Raw genomic sequence first — 17,223 nt, forward strand, 5'->3', positions numbered from 1 at the left:
CTGGTAGCAACCGCCGTCGCCGCGCTGAACGTCGTACTGATCGTGCTGACGGTTCGGGGCTGACATGACGCGCGTTTTTGCCGTCAGTGACATCCACGGGCATCCGGAGAAGCTGAAGGGGTCATTGCTGGCGGCGGGGCTGGCCGATGCCGACGGCAACTGGTCGGGCACGGATGCGCGGCTGTGGGTGCTCGGTGACTTCTTCGACCGGGGCCCGGACGGGATCGGCGCGCTGCGCTACGTCCGCGGTCTGGTCGAGCAGGCACCGGCCGGTGCGGTCAACGTGCTGCTCGGCAACCACGAGATCCTCGCGCTGGGCATGCGCAAGTTCGGCGACACCTTCGTCCCGCACGAGGGCATCACCAGTCGCAGCTTCGAGCGCTCCTGGGCGCTGAACGGCGGCCAGGACCGCGATCAGGAGCTGTTCACCGACGACGACGCCGCCTGGCTGCTAGAGCAGCCACTGCTCGCCCTGGACGCCGACCACCTGCTGATGCACTCCGACACCGCGGAGTACGTCGAGTGGGGTGACACTCTCGACCAGATCAACACCCGCGCCCACACCGACCTGCACAACGACGACATCGTGGTCTGGTGGGAGATCTGGCGCCGGATGACGTCGCGCTACGCGTTCCGCGGTGAGAGCGGTCCGGAGGTGGCCCGGATCATGCTCCAGGCCCTCGGCGGCCGGCGGATCGTGCACGGCCACAGCATCGTCGCCGACATGCTCCACATCTCCCCCGAGTTCCTCACCGGCCCCCACCTGTACGCCGACGGCCTGGTGCTCGGTATCGACGGCGGCGCCTTCGACGGTGGCCCGTGCCTGGTCGTGGAGCTCGAACAGCCGTAGGGGAATGCGGTCGGCCGGCCTGTGGTTGGCACGGGTTATGGCTGACAAGACTCGGAAGTTCCCAGGCGCGGACCACCCGATCACAGTGGCGAAGAACCCGGACCGAGTGGTGGTGAAGCTCGGTGACCAGGTGCTCGCGGACACCCGTGATGCGCTGTCCCTGCAGGAGTCGACGTACCCGGCGGTGCAGTACATCCCCCGGGACGACGTCGACTTCACCCTGCTCGAGCGCACCGAGCACTCGACGTACTGCCCGTACAAGGGCGACGCGTCGTACTACAGCGTCCTGCCCGCGGGCGAGGCCGGTGTGAACGCGGTCTGGACCTACGAGCAGCCGTACGACGCGGTCGTCGATATCCGCGACCACGTGGCGTTCTATGCGGACAAGGTGTCGATCGAGATCATCGCCGACTGACGCTGCCCTGCAGGAACGACCGCAGGACGGGTGCGAGGAACTCCGGCGGTACGACGTGGTTCTGGTCGGCGAGTTCGATCAGCGCGGCCGCCCGGAGTTGCTTCACGACCCGGTAGCCCGCGTCGATCATGAACGGCGGTGAGGCGGTGCCGGCCAGCACCAGAGCGGGCTGGGTGATCTTTGCCAGCAGCTCGACCGGCAACCGCCCACCAGGAGCGCCGTAGTCCATCACGGCGAAATCGTAGGCGAGTGTCGGCGCCAACTCGGCGACACCGGGCCCAGCGGCAAGCTCGACGGCCTCTGCCTGCGTCATGCCGGCCATCAGCAGGAAGTGCTCGACTGCCTCCTGATTGCGGCCTTCCCGCAGCAGCTCGAGGACCTGCGCACCGTCCTCGCTGGAGTCGACGTCGTCCGGCCCGTACGGCGGCTCGTGCAGCACCACCTTGGTGAACGGGAGCCCGCTGCTCGCGGCGACCGCCGCCAGCCCGGCGCCGGACGAGTGTCCGTAGATCGCGGCCTGGCCCCCGATCGCGGCGAGGAGCGCCGCGATGTCCTCCACCTCGCGCTCCACCCCGTACGGCGCGTTGTCGCCGGAGTCACCGCGGCCACGCCGGTCGTAGGTGATCAGGTCGAACTCACCGGCCAATGCAAGCGCCAGCGGCTTGAGCGCGTTCCGGTCGCACAGTGCGCCCGGCACCAGGATCACCGGCTCCCCGCTACCCAGTCGCTCGTAGGCGATCGCCGTACCGTCAACAGACGTCACATGCTCCATCGAAGTCCTCCAGCTCGTCGTCTCTACCCCTAGGTCGAAGCCGACGACCGGACCTCGACACACACACCACCGCGGACCTTGAGCACGGTTCAACCACTCGCACACCCCAAACGCGGTCGACGCGTGCCCAAGGTCGCCCGGGCGGATCACCTTGAGCACGGTCCAGTCGCTGGGGCAGCGCGAACGTGGTTGATGCGTGCCCAAGGCGGCGCCACGATCACCTTGAGCACGGTTCAACCACTCGGGCAGCGCGGATGCGGTTGACGGGTGCACAAGGTCGGCCGACCAGCCCACCTTGAGCACGGTTCAGTCGCTGGGGCAGGGCGGATGTGGTTGGTGGGTGCTCAAGGTGGCCGTTGGGGTGGGAGACAATTGCGTGGCGCTGCCCCCGGAGCGGTGGTTCACTGCGTGCCGTGATCACTAGCGTTGACGAGTACCTGCATGCCGCTCCGCTCTCTGGGGCCGAACCTGAGGAGGTCGGGCCGTTCACGCTGTTCCGCAGTACGACGATCTGGCCGTACTACGCGCGTCCCCGTGCCGGTGTGACCGTCGAGCCGGCAGATGTCGAGGCCGTGCGAGCCCGGTGCGCCGAACTGGAGCTGCCGCTGAACTTCGAGTGGGTTGTCGAGGCGTGCCCGTCGCTGGGTCCAGCAGCGACTGCGGCCGGGCTGACGGTGATCGAGCACCCACTGCTGGTGATGGACCGGGCGGACTTCAAGCCGGTGACGGTGGACGCACGGGTGGAGATTCTTCCGGCCGACGCCGCTCTGGTCCGAGAGGGACGGGCTGTTCAGCAGCTCGCCTTCGGCGACCCCGGAACCGCAGTCGGCGCCGGCGGCCACTCTGAGCGGGACGCTGCCGCGGCTGAGCTCTCCGACAAGCTAGTCGCAGGAGTGACGGACCGGATCAGCCGCGGTGTGACGGTGTCGGCCGGAGCGTTCACCGACGACGGCATGGTCGCCACCGGGCAGCACCAGCCGGTTGGGACAGCGTCGGAGATCGTGGGTGTCGCCACACTGCCCTCGATGCGGAGGCGCGGTCTGGCGGCCGCAGTGACCTCAGCGCTCACCGAGCACGCCTTCGACAACGGTGTGGAGCTGCTACTGCTCTCAGCGGAGAATGACGCGGTGGCAGCGGTCTACGAGCGGATCGGGTTCCGCCGGATCGGGTTCGCTGGGGCCGCGGAGTGACATGCGGTTAGTGATCGGGTCGGATGCGCCGTACCGTTGGAGGGATGACCACGTCCGAGCGCTACCGCCCACGCACCCTCGCCGAGGCGCTGCGAACTTGGGACGACGCTGCCCTCGGGACGTTGCTCCGGCACCGGCCTGATCTGGCGACGCCGCTCCCGGCCGACACCAGCCAGCTGGCAGCTCGGGCCACCACGAACGCCTCGGCGGCGCGGGCGATCAATCGGCTCGACGAGTTCGGTGTCGACCTGTTGGAGTCACTGTCGGCGCTGCCGGAGCCGGTCACCCTGGCCGACCTGGCTGCTGGCGTCGACCAGCCGGTGGAGATCGTTCAGCCCCGGGTGGCCGAGTTGCTGGACCTGGCGCTGGTCTGGGGTACCGAGGACGACCTGCGGCCGATCCGGGCCGTCCACGAGCTGCTCGGCCCGACGCCCGCAGGTCTGGGCCCGATCACCACGCGGCACTTCGGCGATCTGGACAAGCTGATCGCCGAAGCCGGCCCGGAAGCACGTGAGGTGCTCGACAAGCTCACCTGGGGTCCCCCGACCGGAACGGTCGAAAAGGCCGAGCGTCCGGTGACTATCGCGTCCGCCCGGACCCCGGTGGAGCGGTTGCTCGCCCGCGGTCTCGTCGTACCGCGTGATCCGAACACGGTGGTCCTGCCACGGCAGATCGGTCTGCATCTGCGTGGCGGGCGTGTGCTCGCGTCGACGCGGCCCACACCGCCTCCGCTGGACGGCAAGACGGTGACGGCGTCGATCGTCGACCGAGCTGCAGCCGGTGCGGCGCTGGACCTGGTGCGTCAAGTCGACCGGGCGCTGGAGCAGCTTGGCCTCGAACCGCCGCCGGTACTGCGTACCGGCGGCATCGGTGTCCGTGAGCTGCGCAGCCTGGCCGGAAAGATCGGTGCGGAGGAGTCCAACACCGGTGCCGTGCTTGAGATCGCGTACGCCGCCGGACTGGTCGCGTCCGTCGAGGTCGGGACCAACGAGCTCTGGCTACCGACCAACGCGTACGACGACTGGCTTGAGCTGGACCTCGCACATCGCTGGGCCCAGCTCGTGACGGCCTGGTTCGGCGGACTGCGGGCAATCGGTCTGATCGGTCGCCGCGACTCAGGCGGTTCTACAGCTGCCGCGCGCGAGCGGCTCATCAACGCGCTGGCACCCGACCTGGAGCGTTTGCTGGCTCCTGAGGTCCGAGTGCTGACCCTGAATGCACTGGGCGAAACTCCGGCAGGTATCGCACCCGCCACACACTCGGTCGTGACCTGGGTGGCCTGGCATCGCCCGCGGCGCGGTGGGCAGTTCCGCGACGAGCTGGTCGAGTGGGCGATCAACGAAGCCGCCCTGCTCGGACTGACCGGTCTGGGCTCGCTGGCGACGCACGGGCGGCCGCTGCTCGAGCAGGAGCCCACAGTCGACGAGCTGGCCAAGGCAATCAGCCCGCTGGTGCCAGAGCCGGTGTCCGAGATCCTCCTGCAGGCCGACCTGACCGCGGTGGCTCCCGGCCCGCTGGTGCGATCCGTGCAGGACGACCTGTCCGCCATGGCGGATGTCGAGTCGCAGGGTGGCGCTGCGGTCTACCGCTTCAGTGAGGGCTCGGTACGGCGTGCCTTCGACCTCGGACGGACTGCCGACCAACTGCACAAGTGGCTGGCCGAGCACTCCCGCACACCGGTCCCACAGCCGCTGGCCTACTTGATCGACGACGTTGCCCGACGCCACGGCGTACTGCGATTGGGTACGGCGTCGACGTACCTGCGGTGTGATGACGAGGACGTGCTCACCCACCTGATCAGTTCGAACCTGCCCGGTGTTCGCTTCCGCCGGCTGGCACCGACCGTGGTCGTGTCACCGTCGCCGCCAGACGTGGTGCTGAGCCGACTGCGTGATGCCGGACTGGCTCCGCTGGCCGAGACCTTCGACGGCGTGGTGCACGTGAGCACGGCTGCGACTCGACGTGGTGACCCGCCACGCCGCCGTACCAGCCGGGACTTCGCCGACAGCGCAGTGGACCTCACCGACGACCAGGTGAAGGCCGTCATCGAGAAGGTGCGCGCTGGCGACCGCCTGGCCGCAGACCGACCGGCCGACGACGTCGCCTCCGAGCCCACGGCTCCTGCCGAAACTATCGCCGTCCTCACCAACGCCGCCGAGGCTCACAGCCGCACCTGGATCTCGTACGTCGACCACAACGGCACAGCCTCCGAGCGCATCGTCGAGCCCACCCGCGTGGCCGACGGCTGGCTGACTGCCTACGACCCGAGCACGAACCAGCCCCACACGTACGCCCTGCACCGCATCTCCAGCGCCCGCGCAGTCGAAGGCTGACCAGCGGTTTGGCGGGGAGGGGCACAATGGAGGGTCGGGCATCGAGCGTGGGGAGTAACGGGTGACGGACGGGCCGTTGATCGTGCAGTCGGACAAGACTCTGCTGTTGGAGACTGCACATCCGGATTCTGGGGAGTGCCGGAAGGCTATTGCGCCGTTCTCCGAGCTGGAGCGGGCTCCTGAGCACGTGCACACCTACCGGCTGACTCCGCTCGGTCTGTGGAACGCACGGGCCGCCGGGCACGACGCCGAGCAGGTGATCGACGTACTGCTGCGCTTCAGCCGCTACCCGGTGCCGCACTCGCTGCTGGTGGACATTGCGGAGACGCTGGATCGCTACGGGCGGCTGCGGCTGGAGAAGCACCCACAACACGGGCTGGTGCTCGTGACGACCGACCGGCCAGTGCTGGAGGAGGTGCTGCGCTCGGCGAAGGTGAAGCCGATGCTGGGCGCGCGGGTCGACGACGACACCGTGCTGGTGCACCCGTCGGAGCGCGGTCACCTCAAGCAGACGCTACTGAAGCTCGGCTGGCCGGCTGAGGACCTCGCCGGGTACGTCGACGGTGAGGCGCACCAGATCGAGCTGGTGAAGGACGGTTGGGAGCTACGGCCGTACCAGGAGCAGGCGGTCGAGTCGTTCTGGCACGGTGGCTCGGGCGTCGTCGTACTGCCCTGCGGTGCCGGCAAGACGATCGTCGGAGCTGCCGCGATGGCACAGGCGTCCGCGACCACGCTGATCCTGGTCACCAACACGGTGTCCGCGCGGCAGTGGAAGGACGAGCTGCTCAAGCGCACCAGCCTGACCGAGGAGGAGATCGGCGAGTACTCCGGTGCCCGCAAGGAGATCCGGCCGGTGACGATCGCGACGTACCAGGTGATGACCACGCGCCGGAAGGGCGTCTACACCCACCTGGAGTTGTTCGACGCCCGCGACTGGGGCCTGATCGTGTACGACGAGGTGCACCTGCTGCCCGCACCGATCTTCCGGATGACCGCCGACCTGCAGACCCGCCGCCGGATCGGTCTGACCGCCACTCTGGTTCGTGAGGACGGTCGCGAGGGTGATGTGTTCTCCCTGATCGGCCCGAAGCGGTACGACGCACCCTGGAAGGACATCGAGGCTCAGGGCTGGATCGCCCCGGCCGACTGCATCGAGGTGCGGGTCGACCTGGAGCAGACCGAGCGGTTCGTGTACGCGACCGCCGAGCCCGAGGACCGCTACCGCCTGGCCGCATCGACACCGGCCAAGTCCCGGCTGGTCAAGCGCATCGCCGAGCACCACGACGGCGAGCCACTGCTCGTGATCGGCCAGTACATCGACCAGCTCGACGAGCTGGGCGAGCGGCTGAACTGTCCGGTGATCAAGGGCGAGACCACGGTCAAGGAGCGGCAGCGCCTGTTCAACGCCTTCCGGACCGGCGAGATCAACCGCCTGGTCGTCAGCAAGGTCGCGAACTTCTCCATCGACCTCCCCGAGGCCTCAGTGGCCATCCAGGTCTCCGGCACCTTCGGCTCCCGCCAGGAAGAGGCCCAGCGCCTCGGCCGCGTCCTGCGCCCCAAGGGCGACGGCCGCACCGCCCGCTTCTACTCCATCGTCGCCCGCGACACCATCGACGCCGAGTTCGCCGCCCACCGGCAGCGCTTCCTCGCCGAACAGGGCTACGCCTACACCATCGTCGACGCGGAAAACCTGTTCGCCTGAGAGCTGAGCTCAGAGGTCGTCGACGTCCACCAGGCCATCCTGGACGGCGCGGGCGACCAGGCTGGCCTTCGTCCGCGCCGGGCGGCCGACGTTGGCGTACTTGATCCGCACCCGGTCCAGGTACGAGTTGACCGTCCGGACGGACAGACCGAGGCGCTGCGCGACCAGCTCCTTGGACTCCGACTGGAACCACTCGATGAGGACGTTCTCCTCGCGCACCGACAGCTGCGGCCGGTCGGGCCGAGCGTTTGTCCCCAGAGCGCCGGCCAGGGCAGGCGGCATGTAGGGCCGGTCATCAGCCGCTGCGAGAGTCGCCTCGACCAGGTGCTGCCGGCCTTCGCTCTTGGTGAGAAAGGTCGCCGCTCCCAGGTCCAAGCAGTTGAGCGCAGTCTTGTCGTCGTCCCGCATCGAGTAGACGACCACCTGACGACCGGCATCGACCAGTCTGCGCAGACTGCCGAAGGCAGGGCCGCCCTGGCCCAGCTGCAGATCAAGCACGACCACATCAGCCGTACTGCCCGGCTCGGTCCAGGCCTCGCGCACGGAGTCACCAGCCGCGACTACCGTGATGGGTCGCGGGGATGCGGCGTACCAGGCCTCGATTCCGGCCAGGATCGCCGGATGGTCGTCGATCACCACCACACTGACCGGTCCGCTGTCACTCATGTCAGGCCACTCTCGCTAGCGCCGGCTGTCTCCAACTGGCTTCCACCCACACACTTGCGCCGCGCGTCGTCCTGACGACAGTCACCTGCACGTCCGTGGCCTGCTTGTCCGCTTCAGCGGTCTGTCGAGTGGCGCCATCCTCGCTGACCACGCTCACCCGTACGGCGCCGGGTGTCCATACGACTGTCACCCGGGCCGTCGAGCGGGTTCGGCCGAGAGTGACGGCCACCGGGTCCACCAGCTCCCGCCGTACTGAGACCGGGACCTCAGCCGGCCGGCCTCGGACTGCCAGGCTTACTGTCACCCCTTGGTGCTCGGCCACCTCGATACAGGCCCGCACCTCGTTCAGCAACGCGTCGGAGACGGCATCGCTTTCGGCGAACAGGCGGCGCATCCGGGCTGCTTCCACACCGCAGCGCAGCCTGACCTCCTCGTCATGCGGACTCAGTACGCCGTGTCCCAGGCCGACGAGCAGCGGCACAGTCGTCGCCGTCAGTGCGCGGTACCGGTCCTTGTGATCACGCTGCATGTCCTCTTGGATGCGTTCCCGGGTCCGCAGTTCCTCCTCCTGCTCAGCCGCGATCCCAGCGGCCGGTGCGGTGCCATGGAGCAGCCTGGTCAGGAGGAACCCGACCGAGAGCTGGAAGCCACAGTCGGAGATCGCACGGATGCCCAGGCCGATCGCCTCCGCGGTGGTCGGCGCCCCCGCCAGCAGCACCACGATCACAGTGATTCCGACATGCACTCCGAGGAACGCGGCGAACCACCTGAGGCGCAGGTCTGCCAGGAGAAACAGCGCATACCAGCCGACCAGCCCGAACGACCAGTCCGCCGCACCTGCCAACCGGTCCGGCGGCAGTGTGAACGCGCCGATCACCGAAACGGCCAGCACCGCACCGAGGCTGCACCAGCGCACCGGCGGCGGAATCTGCTTGCCACGCAGCAAATAGAACGCACCGATCCCGGCAACGGCCGCAAGGCAGCCGAAAGCCGCCGTCTGCGCCCAGGCCGGGCGGTACACATCCTGGTACGACACGAGTCGGTGCAGCGAGAGCGTGAACTGCGAGAACAGGCTGATGAGCAGCGCGGCCAGTTGTGCCCCGTGCAGTAACTGCTTGCGGATGAGCTGGACGAGAGCCGTGCGTGCCCGGGCGCGAGGTGGTTGCAGGGTGCCTGCCGGCAACTGCTGGGCCGGAGCATGCCAGCGCCACTGCACGCGTGTTCCGTTGCCAGGAAGAGAAGTGATAGCAGCGGAGCCGCCGACTGCCTGCATCCGGCCGATGATGGAGCCTTTGATGCCCCGGCGCCGCGGCGGAACGGATTCGGGGTCGAAGCCTCGCCCTGCGTCGGTCAGTTCGACAACGACGTCGTCGTCCGCACGCCAGGCCCGCAGCTCTGCTTCCCGCACCCCGGCATGGCGGGACACATTGCTGACGGCCTCGCGAACCCCGTTGAAGATCGCGAGCGCAGGGCCCGACGGAATCACCAGCGGGCTGTCGATCGTGGTCGTCAGTCGCACTCTGGCCGGCCCTTCGCCTGCTGGCACGCAGGCGAGCAGCGCCGCGAGATCGACGCTCCCGGTGCCGAAGGCCGGCACCGCGGACAGAGCTTCCAGATCTTGACGAGCACGTGCAGGCAGCCAGGACCAGTCCCGCCCATCACCCTGGGACACCATCAGCAGCGTGGCACTCGCCGTGTCGTGCAACGTAGCCAGGTACTCGCGTTCGGCTGCTCTCCGCGCAGCGGCGACCTCAGCCTCCCGTCGAGCCGCTGCACTGAGCGCGGCCGACCGATCAGCGGCTCTGGCCCGCGCCCGGACGATGAGGTAGGCGGCCCTCGACAGAGCACCCAGTACGGCGAGCCGCAGCAGGGGCATCGCGTCCGGACTGTGCCCCGACAAAATGTCCCCCAGCTCGCAGGCGGCAGCTCCCAACACGCCCAGCGCAGCACCGGCCCACGGACGCGTCGCCCACTCGTGCTGGAAGGTGATGATGCAGATGCCGATGATCGCCTCGACCATCATCTCCGCCACGTCGCCACCGAGCACTGGCTGCGACAGACCGGTCAGCACGACCACGGACCCATCTGCAAGCCACAGCAGGGACACCATTCCCAGTGCGGCCGACGGCAGCGGGCGGCGCAGCGTGTAGAGGCGGACTCCGCAGGCGAGGAGCGCAGGTGCCAGGAGCGCCGTCGCCAACGGCATGTCGGCCCGGTCCGCCGATACCACGCCCAGCGCGCTGCACAGGGCGACCACGGTGGATCGGAGCCAGACGCCGTACCGCTCGAGCGTCCGATTCAGCAGACGCTCGCTGGAGCCGGGCCCGTCCATCGGCTCTCCGTTCCGCGCCCGGCTCACGGCACCAAGGGTAGACCGGTTTGTGGGGCAAACGACCGGCACACTCTGTGACCGGCCGCCACTAGCGTCTGCAGAGTCAGGTGCCTTCAGCAACTAGACGGCCCTGCTCGCCCACACCTCCTCGCCCAAAGGAACACGTATGTCTTCGCACAGCATCGGCCGACGAGTCCTCCGGAAGGCCGCCGCCCCGGCCACCGCAGTAGCGCTGGCACTGGGTCTCAGCATCGCCCTCGCCACGCCCGCCACCGCCAGCGGTACCTACACCGGCAAGCCCTTCGTCTACGGCGACAGCCTGCTGACCAGTGACTGGGACGACGAGGGCATCGTCGATGTCAGCACGCACCGCACCTCCGACGTCACCTGCCTGTGGCAGACCATCCTGCACGCGGACGGGTACCTGCCGGCTTCCGCCGTGGACGGCATCTTCGACGACCAGACGCGCCTCGCCACTGTGAACTGGCAGCGCAGCCGCGGGGTGAACCCCGACGGTTCGGTCGACCGGGCGACCTTTGCCCGGGCCGGGCAGCGGATCGTCGACAACGGTTTCTCCAGCGGAAACCGCAACGGCCGGTACCAAGGCACGGCCGGCAGCTTCCTCGTTCGCCGGCCGGCCGAGGGCGGTAACTGGACGTTCATCCCGCCCGGCCGGGGCTTCGTCGCGGCCGCTTACAACTGGCGAACCTGCTAGTGGTGGCGTCCTGACTACGGCTCGACGGTCAGCCGGGTGTGGATGCCGTTGAAGTGCGACTTCATCGAGCGAGCGAAGGCGTCCGGGTCGCCGGACCGGAGTTTGTCGAGCAGGTCGCGGTGCCAGGCGGCGGCGTCGGTGGGTGAGTAACGAGCGCCCGGCAGCCGGACGTCGACCTGGGCGAAGGTGCGCCAGAAGACACTGAGCAGGTCGATCACCAACGCGTTGCCCAGCGGTTCGTACAGCGCCTGGTGGAAGGCCCAATCCTCGTCGGGGAAGTACTCCCCCTCGGCCGCCTTGGCTTCCATCCGGCCGACGATCGGCTCCAGCGCGTCGTACCCGTGCTGGCTGAAGTACGCGACCACATCGTCGGCCAGACCGACTTCCAGGGCCTGGCGGACCTCCAGGACGTTCTGTACGTCCCGGAGGTCGCCGGCCATGGACTGGGACATCCGGAAGGCCAGACCGTCCTCCAGCGACTGCAGCGACACTTCACCGACATACGTGCCGTAGCCGTGGCGGATCTCGATGATGCCGACCGCCTGCAGTGCCTTCATCGCCTCACGCAGGGGGTGCCGGCCGACGCCGAGCTGGGCCATCAGGTCCTGTTCGTTCGGCAGCGGGTCGCCCGCCTTCAGGCCGCGCTCGAGGATGTAGGACTTCATCTGGTCGCGGATGAAGGTCTGATTCCCCGCCGCACCGCGTGGCCTCTGCACTGACAGTCCACCTCCCGTAAAGATCGTCAGTGTAATCCGGCCTCGTCCAGCAAAGGGCGAAGTGCGGCGATCTCTTCCTCGTCGAGTGGGACGGAAGGGTACGCAGTGATCGGGCAGTCGATCACGCCGAGCAGGTAGAGCGCAGCCTTGAACGCACCCAGCGCTGCCGAGCTGGCGCCCATCCGCGACCGGTCTGCCACGTCGACGATGTCGAACAACCGGATCAGCCGCTCCTGCTCGTCCCACGCCTCCGCACTGGACGCACCGAACAGCCGCACGTAGCCGGCCGGGTCGACGTTCCCCAGGCCCGGTACGACGCCGTCCACACCGAAGGCCAGTGCGGAGTCGACCGCTACCTCGGACCCCGTCATGATCGCGAACTCGTTCAACCCAGCCTCACGCCGTTCCATCACCAGCCGCCGCAGACTGGGCTCCTGACCGCTGGAGTCCTTCACCCCGGCAATGACCCCCGCCTTGGCGAGTGAAATGACCAGTGCGGTCGGCAGCTTCGTCCCAACCCGCACCGGGATGTCATAGGCATACAAGGGCGTCTCGCCCGCCAGTGCGGCCAGCCGCGTGAAGTGTCGCTCGATCTCCGCGGGATGAGTTGCGGCATAGAACGGAGCAGTGGCGACCAGCCCGTCCACACCGGCCTTCAGAGCCGCTGAGACATGCGCACCGACCCGTGCGGTCGAAGTGTCGATCACACCGGCCAGCACCGGCACCTGACCACTCACCTCACCCACAACGGTCTCGAGCACGACCTGCCGCTGCTCGTCGGTCAGAAACGTCCCTTCACCAGAGGTGCCGAGAACGAACACGCCATTGACTCCCCCGGTCAGCTGGTACTGGATCAACCGGGCCAGCGATCCAGTGTCCACGTCGTACGACGGAGTGAGTGGTGTGACGAGCGGAGGTACGACACCAGTCAGCAAGACGAGCTCCCAACGATCAAAGGGCGAATTTGGCGAAACACAGTGCAGCGAATGACGAGGTCTCACCGGCCTCGTAGAAGATCCCCACCGACCCGTCGGCCAGCAGCACCAGATCGGAGTACCCGGCCATCCCGGGATGCACGACCAGCAAGGGCTCCCAGGACGCACCGGCGTCGGAGCTCACGAAGACGGCCAGCTCTCGCCGGACCGCCGGGTCGGTCGGTGTCGAGAGCAACAATCGCCCGTCGGGCAGCGCCAGCACGCTCCCCTGGATCCCTGGCGCGGTGACCTCCGGGATCCCCTTGTACGGCGCCTCGAGCGTGGCACCGCCGTCCGACGACCACGCGTGGACCCGGGCCGGTCCGGTGCCGAGGTGGTTGCGAGCGTTGAAGTACAGCCGGCCATCGGGGAGTTCCGCGACCGCAGTCTCATTGGCGTTGATCTCCGGCTCGTCGTTGCGATCGACGAACCCCACCGACCAGGTGTGTCCGCCGTCGTCGCTCGCGATGCAGTGACCGCCGTTCACGCCGTTCGGCAGTGCCGAGTGGTTCGCCGGGACCACCAGGCGCCCACTGCGCAAGGCGATCGCGTGACACGGTCCGGTCGCGTACCAACCCCAGTCCGCCGGTTTCACCTGCGCGGTGATCTCCACGGCCGCACTCCACGTCGTACCGGCGTCGGCAGAGCGCTGGACGAACACGCGCCTGCCGTCCTCAGGGTCGCTCCCCCGCGCCAGTGACGACTCCGCTGCCTCGGCGCCGTTCTGCACTGACACCAGGACGACATCCCCGCTGGCCGGGTCGAACACGGGCGCTGGGTTGCCACAGGTCTTGCCGGGCACCGCCAGCACGACCTGCAGCGGCAGCCAGGTCCGACCGCCGTCCAGCGACCGCCGCAGTACCAGCTCGATCTCTCCCGAGTCGCCAGGTCCGTGCCGCCGGCCCTCACAGAAGGCGAGGACCAGCTCGCCGCGCGCTATCACGGCCGGGATCCGGAAGGTGTGGAATCCGCTTCCGGCCGGCTCGAAGACGATCCCGAGTCTTGAAGACATAGGACGTACTATGTCATCGTGAGGCCTCCCCTTGACAGTGCTTGTCTGAAAAAAGGTGAGGCCTGAAAATGTCCATCAGCAGACGCACGTTCCTCGGCGGTGGACTGGCCGCCGCCGCTGTCGCGATGACCGGCTGCTCGTCCGGCCCGAAGAACACGGCGGCCGCCAACCGCGCCGTCGCCCTGCCGACGTACACGAAGTACGCCGGAGTCACTCCGGACCTGCCCGGCGACGGCGTGGTCCTGGACGCGTTCCTGAAGTACCCCGCGAAGCCGATCCGCGCGATCACCGAGGTCCCCGGCGACGGTCAGCCGATCACGTTCCTGACCAACATCCCCGGCGCGATCCCGCCCGCGGCGGACCGGAACCAGTTCTGGCAGGCCCTGAACGACCGGCTCGGTTCCGAGCTGCAGATCAGCATGGCGTCCAACGACGAGTACAAGGACAAGTTCGCCACCCGGATCGCCGGCGGCGACCTGCCGGACATCCTCAACATCCCCGTCGACACCGCGCAGATCCCGGGCCTGGTGAAGGCCAAGTGCCTGGACCTCACCGAGCACCTGTCCGGTGACGCGATCAAGAAGTACCCGTTCCTGGCCAGCATCCCGACCGACTTCTGGAAGGGCTGCGTCTTCAACGGCGCCATCTATGGCGTGCCGGTACCGCGTGGCATGTCCCGGACGTCACTCGCGCTCTACCGCGAGGACCTGCTGGCTGCGAAGGGCATCAAGAACCCCGCACCGAAGAGCTTCCAGGAGTTCTTCGACCTGGCCACGGAGCTGACCGCGGCCAAGCAGAACAAGTGGGCGTGGACCCGGGTGCCGCTCTCCACCATCCGCCAGATGCTCGGCGTACCGAACGTCTGGAAGCAGGAGGGCGGCAAGTTCAGCTCCAGCTACGAACACGAGGCAAACCAGGAGGCGCTCGAGGCGGCGCGCAAGATGGTCGCCGCCGGAGTGATCAACCCGGATGCGTTCAACGACAAGGCCAGTGCGCGCAAGCAGTGGTTCAACGGCGGCACTGCGGCTTTCGACTACGACAGCTTCGTCGCCTGGAACCAGTACTACGCCGACAACATCGCGGGCGACTCGTTCGCAGTCAACGCACTCGATGTCCCCGGCTTCGACGGTGGCGAGGGCAGTCCGTGGATGGGTGGTGCGCTGAACAACGTCACCGCCTTCAGCAAGGACAGCAAGCACTCGGCCGACACCCTGCTCAAGATCGCCAACTGGATGGCCGCACCGTTCGGCACCGAGGAGTACCTGTTCCGCAAGTACGGCGTTGCCGGTCGCCACTACACGTTGCAGGGCACGGATCCGGTGCCGTCGAAGACTGGTGTCATCGAGACCGGTATCGGACTGCAGTACATCAGCGACTCACCTCTGGCGCTCTACTGGGCCGGTAAGCCCGATGTGCCGCGCAAACAGCACGCAGCACAGCAGAAGGTCGCCAAACGCCCGGTGCGCGATGCCTCCTACGGCCTGTACTCCGACACGCAGTCGAAGAAGCAGGCGCAGCTCGCGAAGACCATGACCGACCTGGAGTCCCAGATCGTTCAGGGCAAGAAGCCTGTCGCGGACTGGGCGCGTGGAGTGGCGGACTGGAAGTCCGCGGGCGGTGACAAGATCCGCACCGAGCTCGAGCAGGCACTGGCCGACACGGCAGGGAAATAGATGAGCCTCTGGCACCGGCTGGGCCGTGACCGGGTGCTGCTGCTGTTCGCGCTACCCGGCGCTGCCCTGATCATCGCGTTCCACTACGTGCCGTTGCTCGGCAACGTGATCGCGTTCAAGGACTACCAGCCGTTCCTGGGCATCGGTGGCAGCGACTGGGTCGGCTGGTCGAACTTCTCAGTGATCTTCAACGGCGATCCGGCGTTCCTGCGCGCCCTGAAGAACACACTGATCCTCACCGGCCTGCAGTCGGTGTTCGTCTTCCCCGCGCCGATTCTGCTGGCTCTGATGCTCAACTCACTGTTCTCCGAGCGCATCAAGCGGATCGCCCAGAGCATCCTCTACCTGCCGCACTTCATGTCCTGGGTGATCGTGGTGGCGCTGTTCCAGCAGATGCTCGGCGGGAGCGGTCTGCTGAACAACTACCTGCGCGCACACGACCTGGGCACGCTGAACATCATCGGCAACTCGGAGCTGTTCCATGTCCTGCTGACCTCGCAGATCATCTGGAAGGACACCGGCTGGGCCACCATCCTGTTCCTGGCCGCGCTGTCCCAGATCGACTCGCAGCTGTACGAGGCGGCCAGTGTGGACGGCGCAAGCCCGAGGCGGCAGCTCTGGCACGTCACTCTGCCCGGACTGCGCGGAATCATCATCCTGCTGTTCATCCTGCGCCTGGGCGACTCTCTGACCGTCGGCTTCGAGCAGATCATCCTGCAACAGCAAGCCGTCGGCCGTGACGTCAGCGAGGTCCTGGACACCTACGTCTACAACAACGGCGTGCTCGGTGGCGCATGGGGCGTCGCAGCCGCGGTCGGCCTGGTGAAAGGCCTCGTCGGCGTCGCCCTGGTGCTGGCTGCGAACAAGGTCGCCCACATCTTCGGTGAGCAGGGGGTGTATAGCCGTTGATCCGGGTACTCAAAGGCGTTGTGCTGCTGGTGTTCTGCGCTGTCGTGATCATCCCGTTCGTCGCAGTGATCTCCACGAGCATCGCACCGAACAAGCAGATCACCGAGTCCGGCGGACTGGTCCTCTTACCCGAGTCGGTCGACTTCGCGGCGTACCGGTCGTTGTTCGCCGGCGGTGTGGTGACGCAGGCGCTGGGAGTCAGTGTCTTCGTCACTGTGGTCGGCACTCTGCTCAGCCTGACCGTGTCGTGTCTGCTGGCCTACGCGCTGGCCCGGCCGAGCTTTGTGGCCGGGCGGCCGATTCTGCTGGTGGTGCTGTTCAGCATGCTGTTCTCGCCCGGCATCATCCCGACCTACCTCGTGGTGAAGGGCGCCGGCCTGCTGGACAGCATCTGGTCGCTGATCGTGCCAACGATGATCAGTGCGTTCAACGTGATCGTGCTGCGGGCGTTCTTCATGAACCTGCCGGGTGAACTGACCGAGAGCGCCCGGATGGACGGCGCCAGCGAGCTCAAGATCTTCGGGTACGTCGTCCTGCCGCTGTCGAAGGCGGTGTTGTCGGTGGTCGGGCTGTTCTACGCAGTGTCGTACTGGAACGCGTTCTTCTCCGCACTGCTCTACCTGAACGACAGCAGGCTCTGGCCACTGCAACTGGTCTTGCGGACGTACGTCATCAACGACACCCAGCTGGGCAGTGCCGAGCTGGGAACGGAGCTGCTGCCGCCGCAGGCCTCGATCCAGATGGCGATCCTGGTGGTGTCGATCGTCCCGATCCTGCTGATCTATCCGTTCCTGCAGCGGCACTTCGCCAAGGGTGTGCTGACCGGAGCCGTCAAGGGCTGATCTCGGCGCCATGACGGTCGTGTCACGGACGGTTCCTCGGGGGTTGCCCAGGGCAACGTCAGGGTTGCGCCTGGGCAAAACCTGAGGGAACGGCGGGTACCGTCGAAAGGTATGGGGACGCA

At 67.6% G+C, this 17,223-nt stretch carries 15 protein-coding genes; 9 read left to right on the forward strand and 6 right to left on the reverse strand.

Annotated elements, in window-relative coordinates; genetic code table 11:
• Window positions 1-64: 64 nt before the first annotated feature.
• Window positions 65-850 carry a metallophosphoesterase gene (locus tag E1261_RS08040; RefSeq protein WP_132404286.1) on the forward strand — a complete coding sequence of 262 codons (786 nt, stop codon included), beginning with the start codon at window positions 65-67 and terminating at the stop codon, window positions 848-850.
• A gap of 37 nt (window positions 851-887) precedes the next feature.
• A complete protein-coding gene (locus tag E1261_RS08045; RefSeq protein WP_132404289.1) occupies window positions 888-1,265 on the forward strand; it encodes a DUF427 domain-containing protein in 378 nt (125 codons plus the stop codon).
• On the opposite strand, the gene E1261_RS08050 is transcribed toward E1261_RS08045, so the two are convergent.
• Complete coding sequence (locus E1261_RS08050; RefSeq protein WP_132404292.1) at window positions 1,252-2,037, reverse strand: alpha/beta fold hydrolase; 786 nt, start codon at window positions 2,035-2,037, stop codon at window positions 1,252-1,254. The two genes, E1261_RS08045 and E1261_RS08050, sit on opposite strands and share 14 nt — an antisense overlap.
• 413 nt (window positions 2,038-2,450) lie before the next feature.
• Between E1261_RS08050 and E1261_RS08055 the strand changes: the two genes are divergently transcribed.
• The 3 genes from E1261_RS08055 (at window position 2,451) to E1261_RS08065 (ending at window position 7,262) form a co-directional block, all read left to right on the forward strand.
• Window positions 2,451-3,227 (forward strand): GNAT family N-acetyltransferase, encoded by a 777-nt coding sequence (locus E1261_RS08055; protein ID WP_132404294.1) that lies wholly within the window; start codon window positions 2,451-2,453, stop codon window positions 3,225-3,227.
• A gap of 44 nt (window positions 3,228-3,271) precedes the next feature.
• Window positions 3,272-5,560, forward strand: coding sequence for a helicase-associated domain-containing protein (locus E1261_RS08060; RefSeq protein WP_132404297.1), 2,289 nt, complete (start codon window positions 3,272-3,274; stop codon window positions 5,558-5,560).
• 61 nt (window positions 5,561-5,621) lie between these two features.
• Window positions 5,622-7,262, forward strand: coding sequence for a DNA repair helicase XPB (locus E1261_RS08065; RefSeq protein ID WP_132404299.1), 1,641 nt, complete (start codon window positions 5,622-5,624; stop codon window positions 7,260-7,262).
• Window positions 7,263-7,271: 9 nt separating this feature from the next.
• On the opposite strand, the gene E1261_RS08070 is transcribed toward E1261_RS08065, so the two are convergent.
• Complete coding sequence (locus E1261_RS08070) at window positions 7,272-7,928, reverse strand: response regulator transcription factor (RefSeq protein WP_202874466.1); 657 nt, start codon at window positions 7,926-7,928, stop codon at window positions 7,272-7,274.
• Between the two features lies 1 nt (window position 7,929).
• Window positions 7,930-10,287 carry a sensor histidine kinase gene (locus tag E1261_RS08075; protein WP_202874468.1) on the reverse strand — a complete coding sequence of 786 codons (2,358 nt, stop codon included), beginning with the start codon at window positions 10,285-10,287 and terminating at the stop codon, window positions 7,930-7,932.
• Window positions 10,288-10,426: 139 nt separating this feature from the next.
• On the opposite strand from E1261_RS08075, the gene E1261_RS08080 reads away from it, so the two are divergent.
• The gene (locus E1261_RS08080; protein ID WP_132404302.1) at window positions 10,427-10,975 is read left to right on the forward strand and encodes a peptidoglycan-binding domain-containing protein; all 549 of its coding nucleotides are present in this window, start codon (window positions 10,427-10,429) and stop codon (window positions 10,973-10,975) included.
• 14 nt (window positions 10,976-10,989) lie between these two features.
• Here E1261_RS08080 and E1261_RS08085 read toward each other — a convergent pair whose 3' ends face one another.
• Genes E1261_RS08085 through E1261_RS08095 form a run of 3 tightly spaced genes read right to left on the reverse strand, consistent with a single transcriptional unit; the run spans window position 10,990 to window position 13,677 of the window.
• The gene (locus tag E1261_RS08085; protein WP_238176076.1) at window positions 10,990-11,691 is read right to left on the reverse strand and encodes a FadR/GntR family transcriptional regulator; all 702 of its coding nucleotides are present in this window, start codon (window positions 11,689-11,691) and stop codon (window positions 10,990-10,992) included.
• A gap of 26 nt (window positions 11,692-11,717) precedes the next feature.
• Complete coding sequence (locus E1261_RS08090) at window positions 11,718-12,626, reverse strand: dihydrodipicolinate synthase family protein (protein WP_202874470.1); 909 nt, start codon at window positions 12,624-12,626, stop codon at window positions 11,718-11,720.
• A gap of 16 nt (window positions 12,627-12,642) precedes the next feature.
• Window positions 12,643-13,677 (reverse strand): sialidase family protein, encoded by a 1,035-nt coding sequence (locus E1261_RS08095; protein ID WP_132404305.1) that lies wholly within the window; start codon window positions 13,675-13,677, stop codon window positions 12,643-12,645.
• Window positions 13,678-13,745: 68 nt separating this feature from the next.
• Here E1261_RS08095 and E1261_RS08100 point away from each other — a divergent pair, with 68 nt between their 5' ends.
• From E1261_RS08100 to E1261_RS08110, 3 genes are read left to right on the forward strand one after another with little or no spacing between them, the layout of a single operon-like run.
• Window positions 13,746-15,350, forward strand: a complete 1,605-nt coding sequence (locus E1261_RS08100; RefSeq protein WP_132404308.1) for an extracellular solute-binding protein — start codon at window positions 13,746-13,748, stop codon at window positions 15,348-15,350.
• Window positions 15,351-16,259, forward strand: a complete 909-nt coding sequence (locus tag E1261_RS08105; protein ID WP_132404311.1) for an ABC transporter permease — start codon at window positions 15,351-15,353, stop codon at window positions 16,257-16,259. It begins immediately after the preceding gene.
• Window positions 16,256-17,101: a carbohydrate ABC transporter permease gene (locus tag E1261_RS08110; RefSeq protein ID WP_132404314.1), complete on the forward strand. Its 846-nt coding sequence runs from the start codon at window positions 16,256-16,258 to the stop codon at window positions 17,099-17,101. The genes E1261_RS08105 and E1261_RS08110 overlap by 4 nt, the downstream gene beginning before the upstream one ends.
• The last annotated feature ends 122 nt before the right edge of the window (window positions 17,102-17,223 follow it).

The sequence above is a fragment of the Kribbella albertanoniae genome, from assembly GCF_004348455.1.
Taxonomy (GTDB): domain Bacteria; phylum Actinomycetota; class Actinomycetes; order Propionibacteriales; family Kribbellaceae; genus Kribbella; species Kribbella albertanoniae.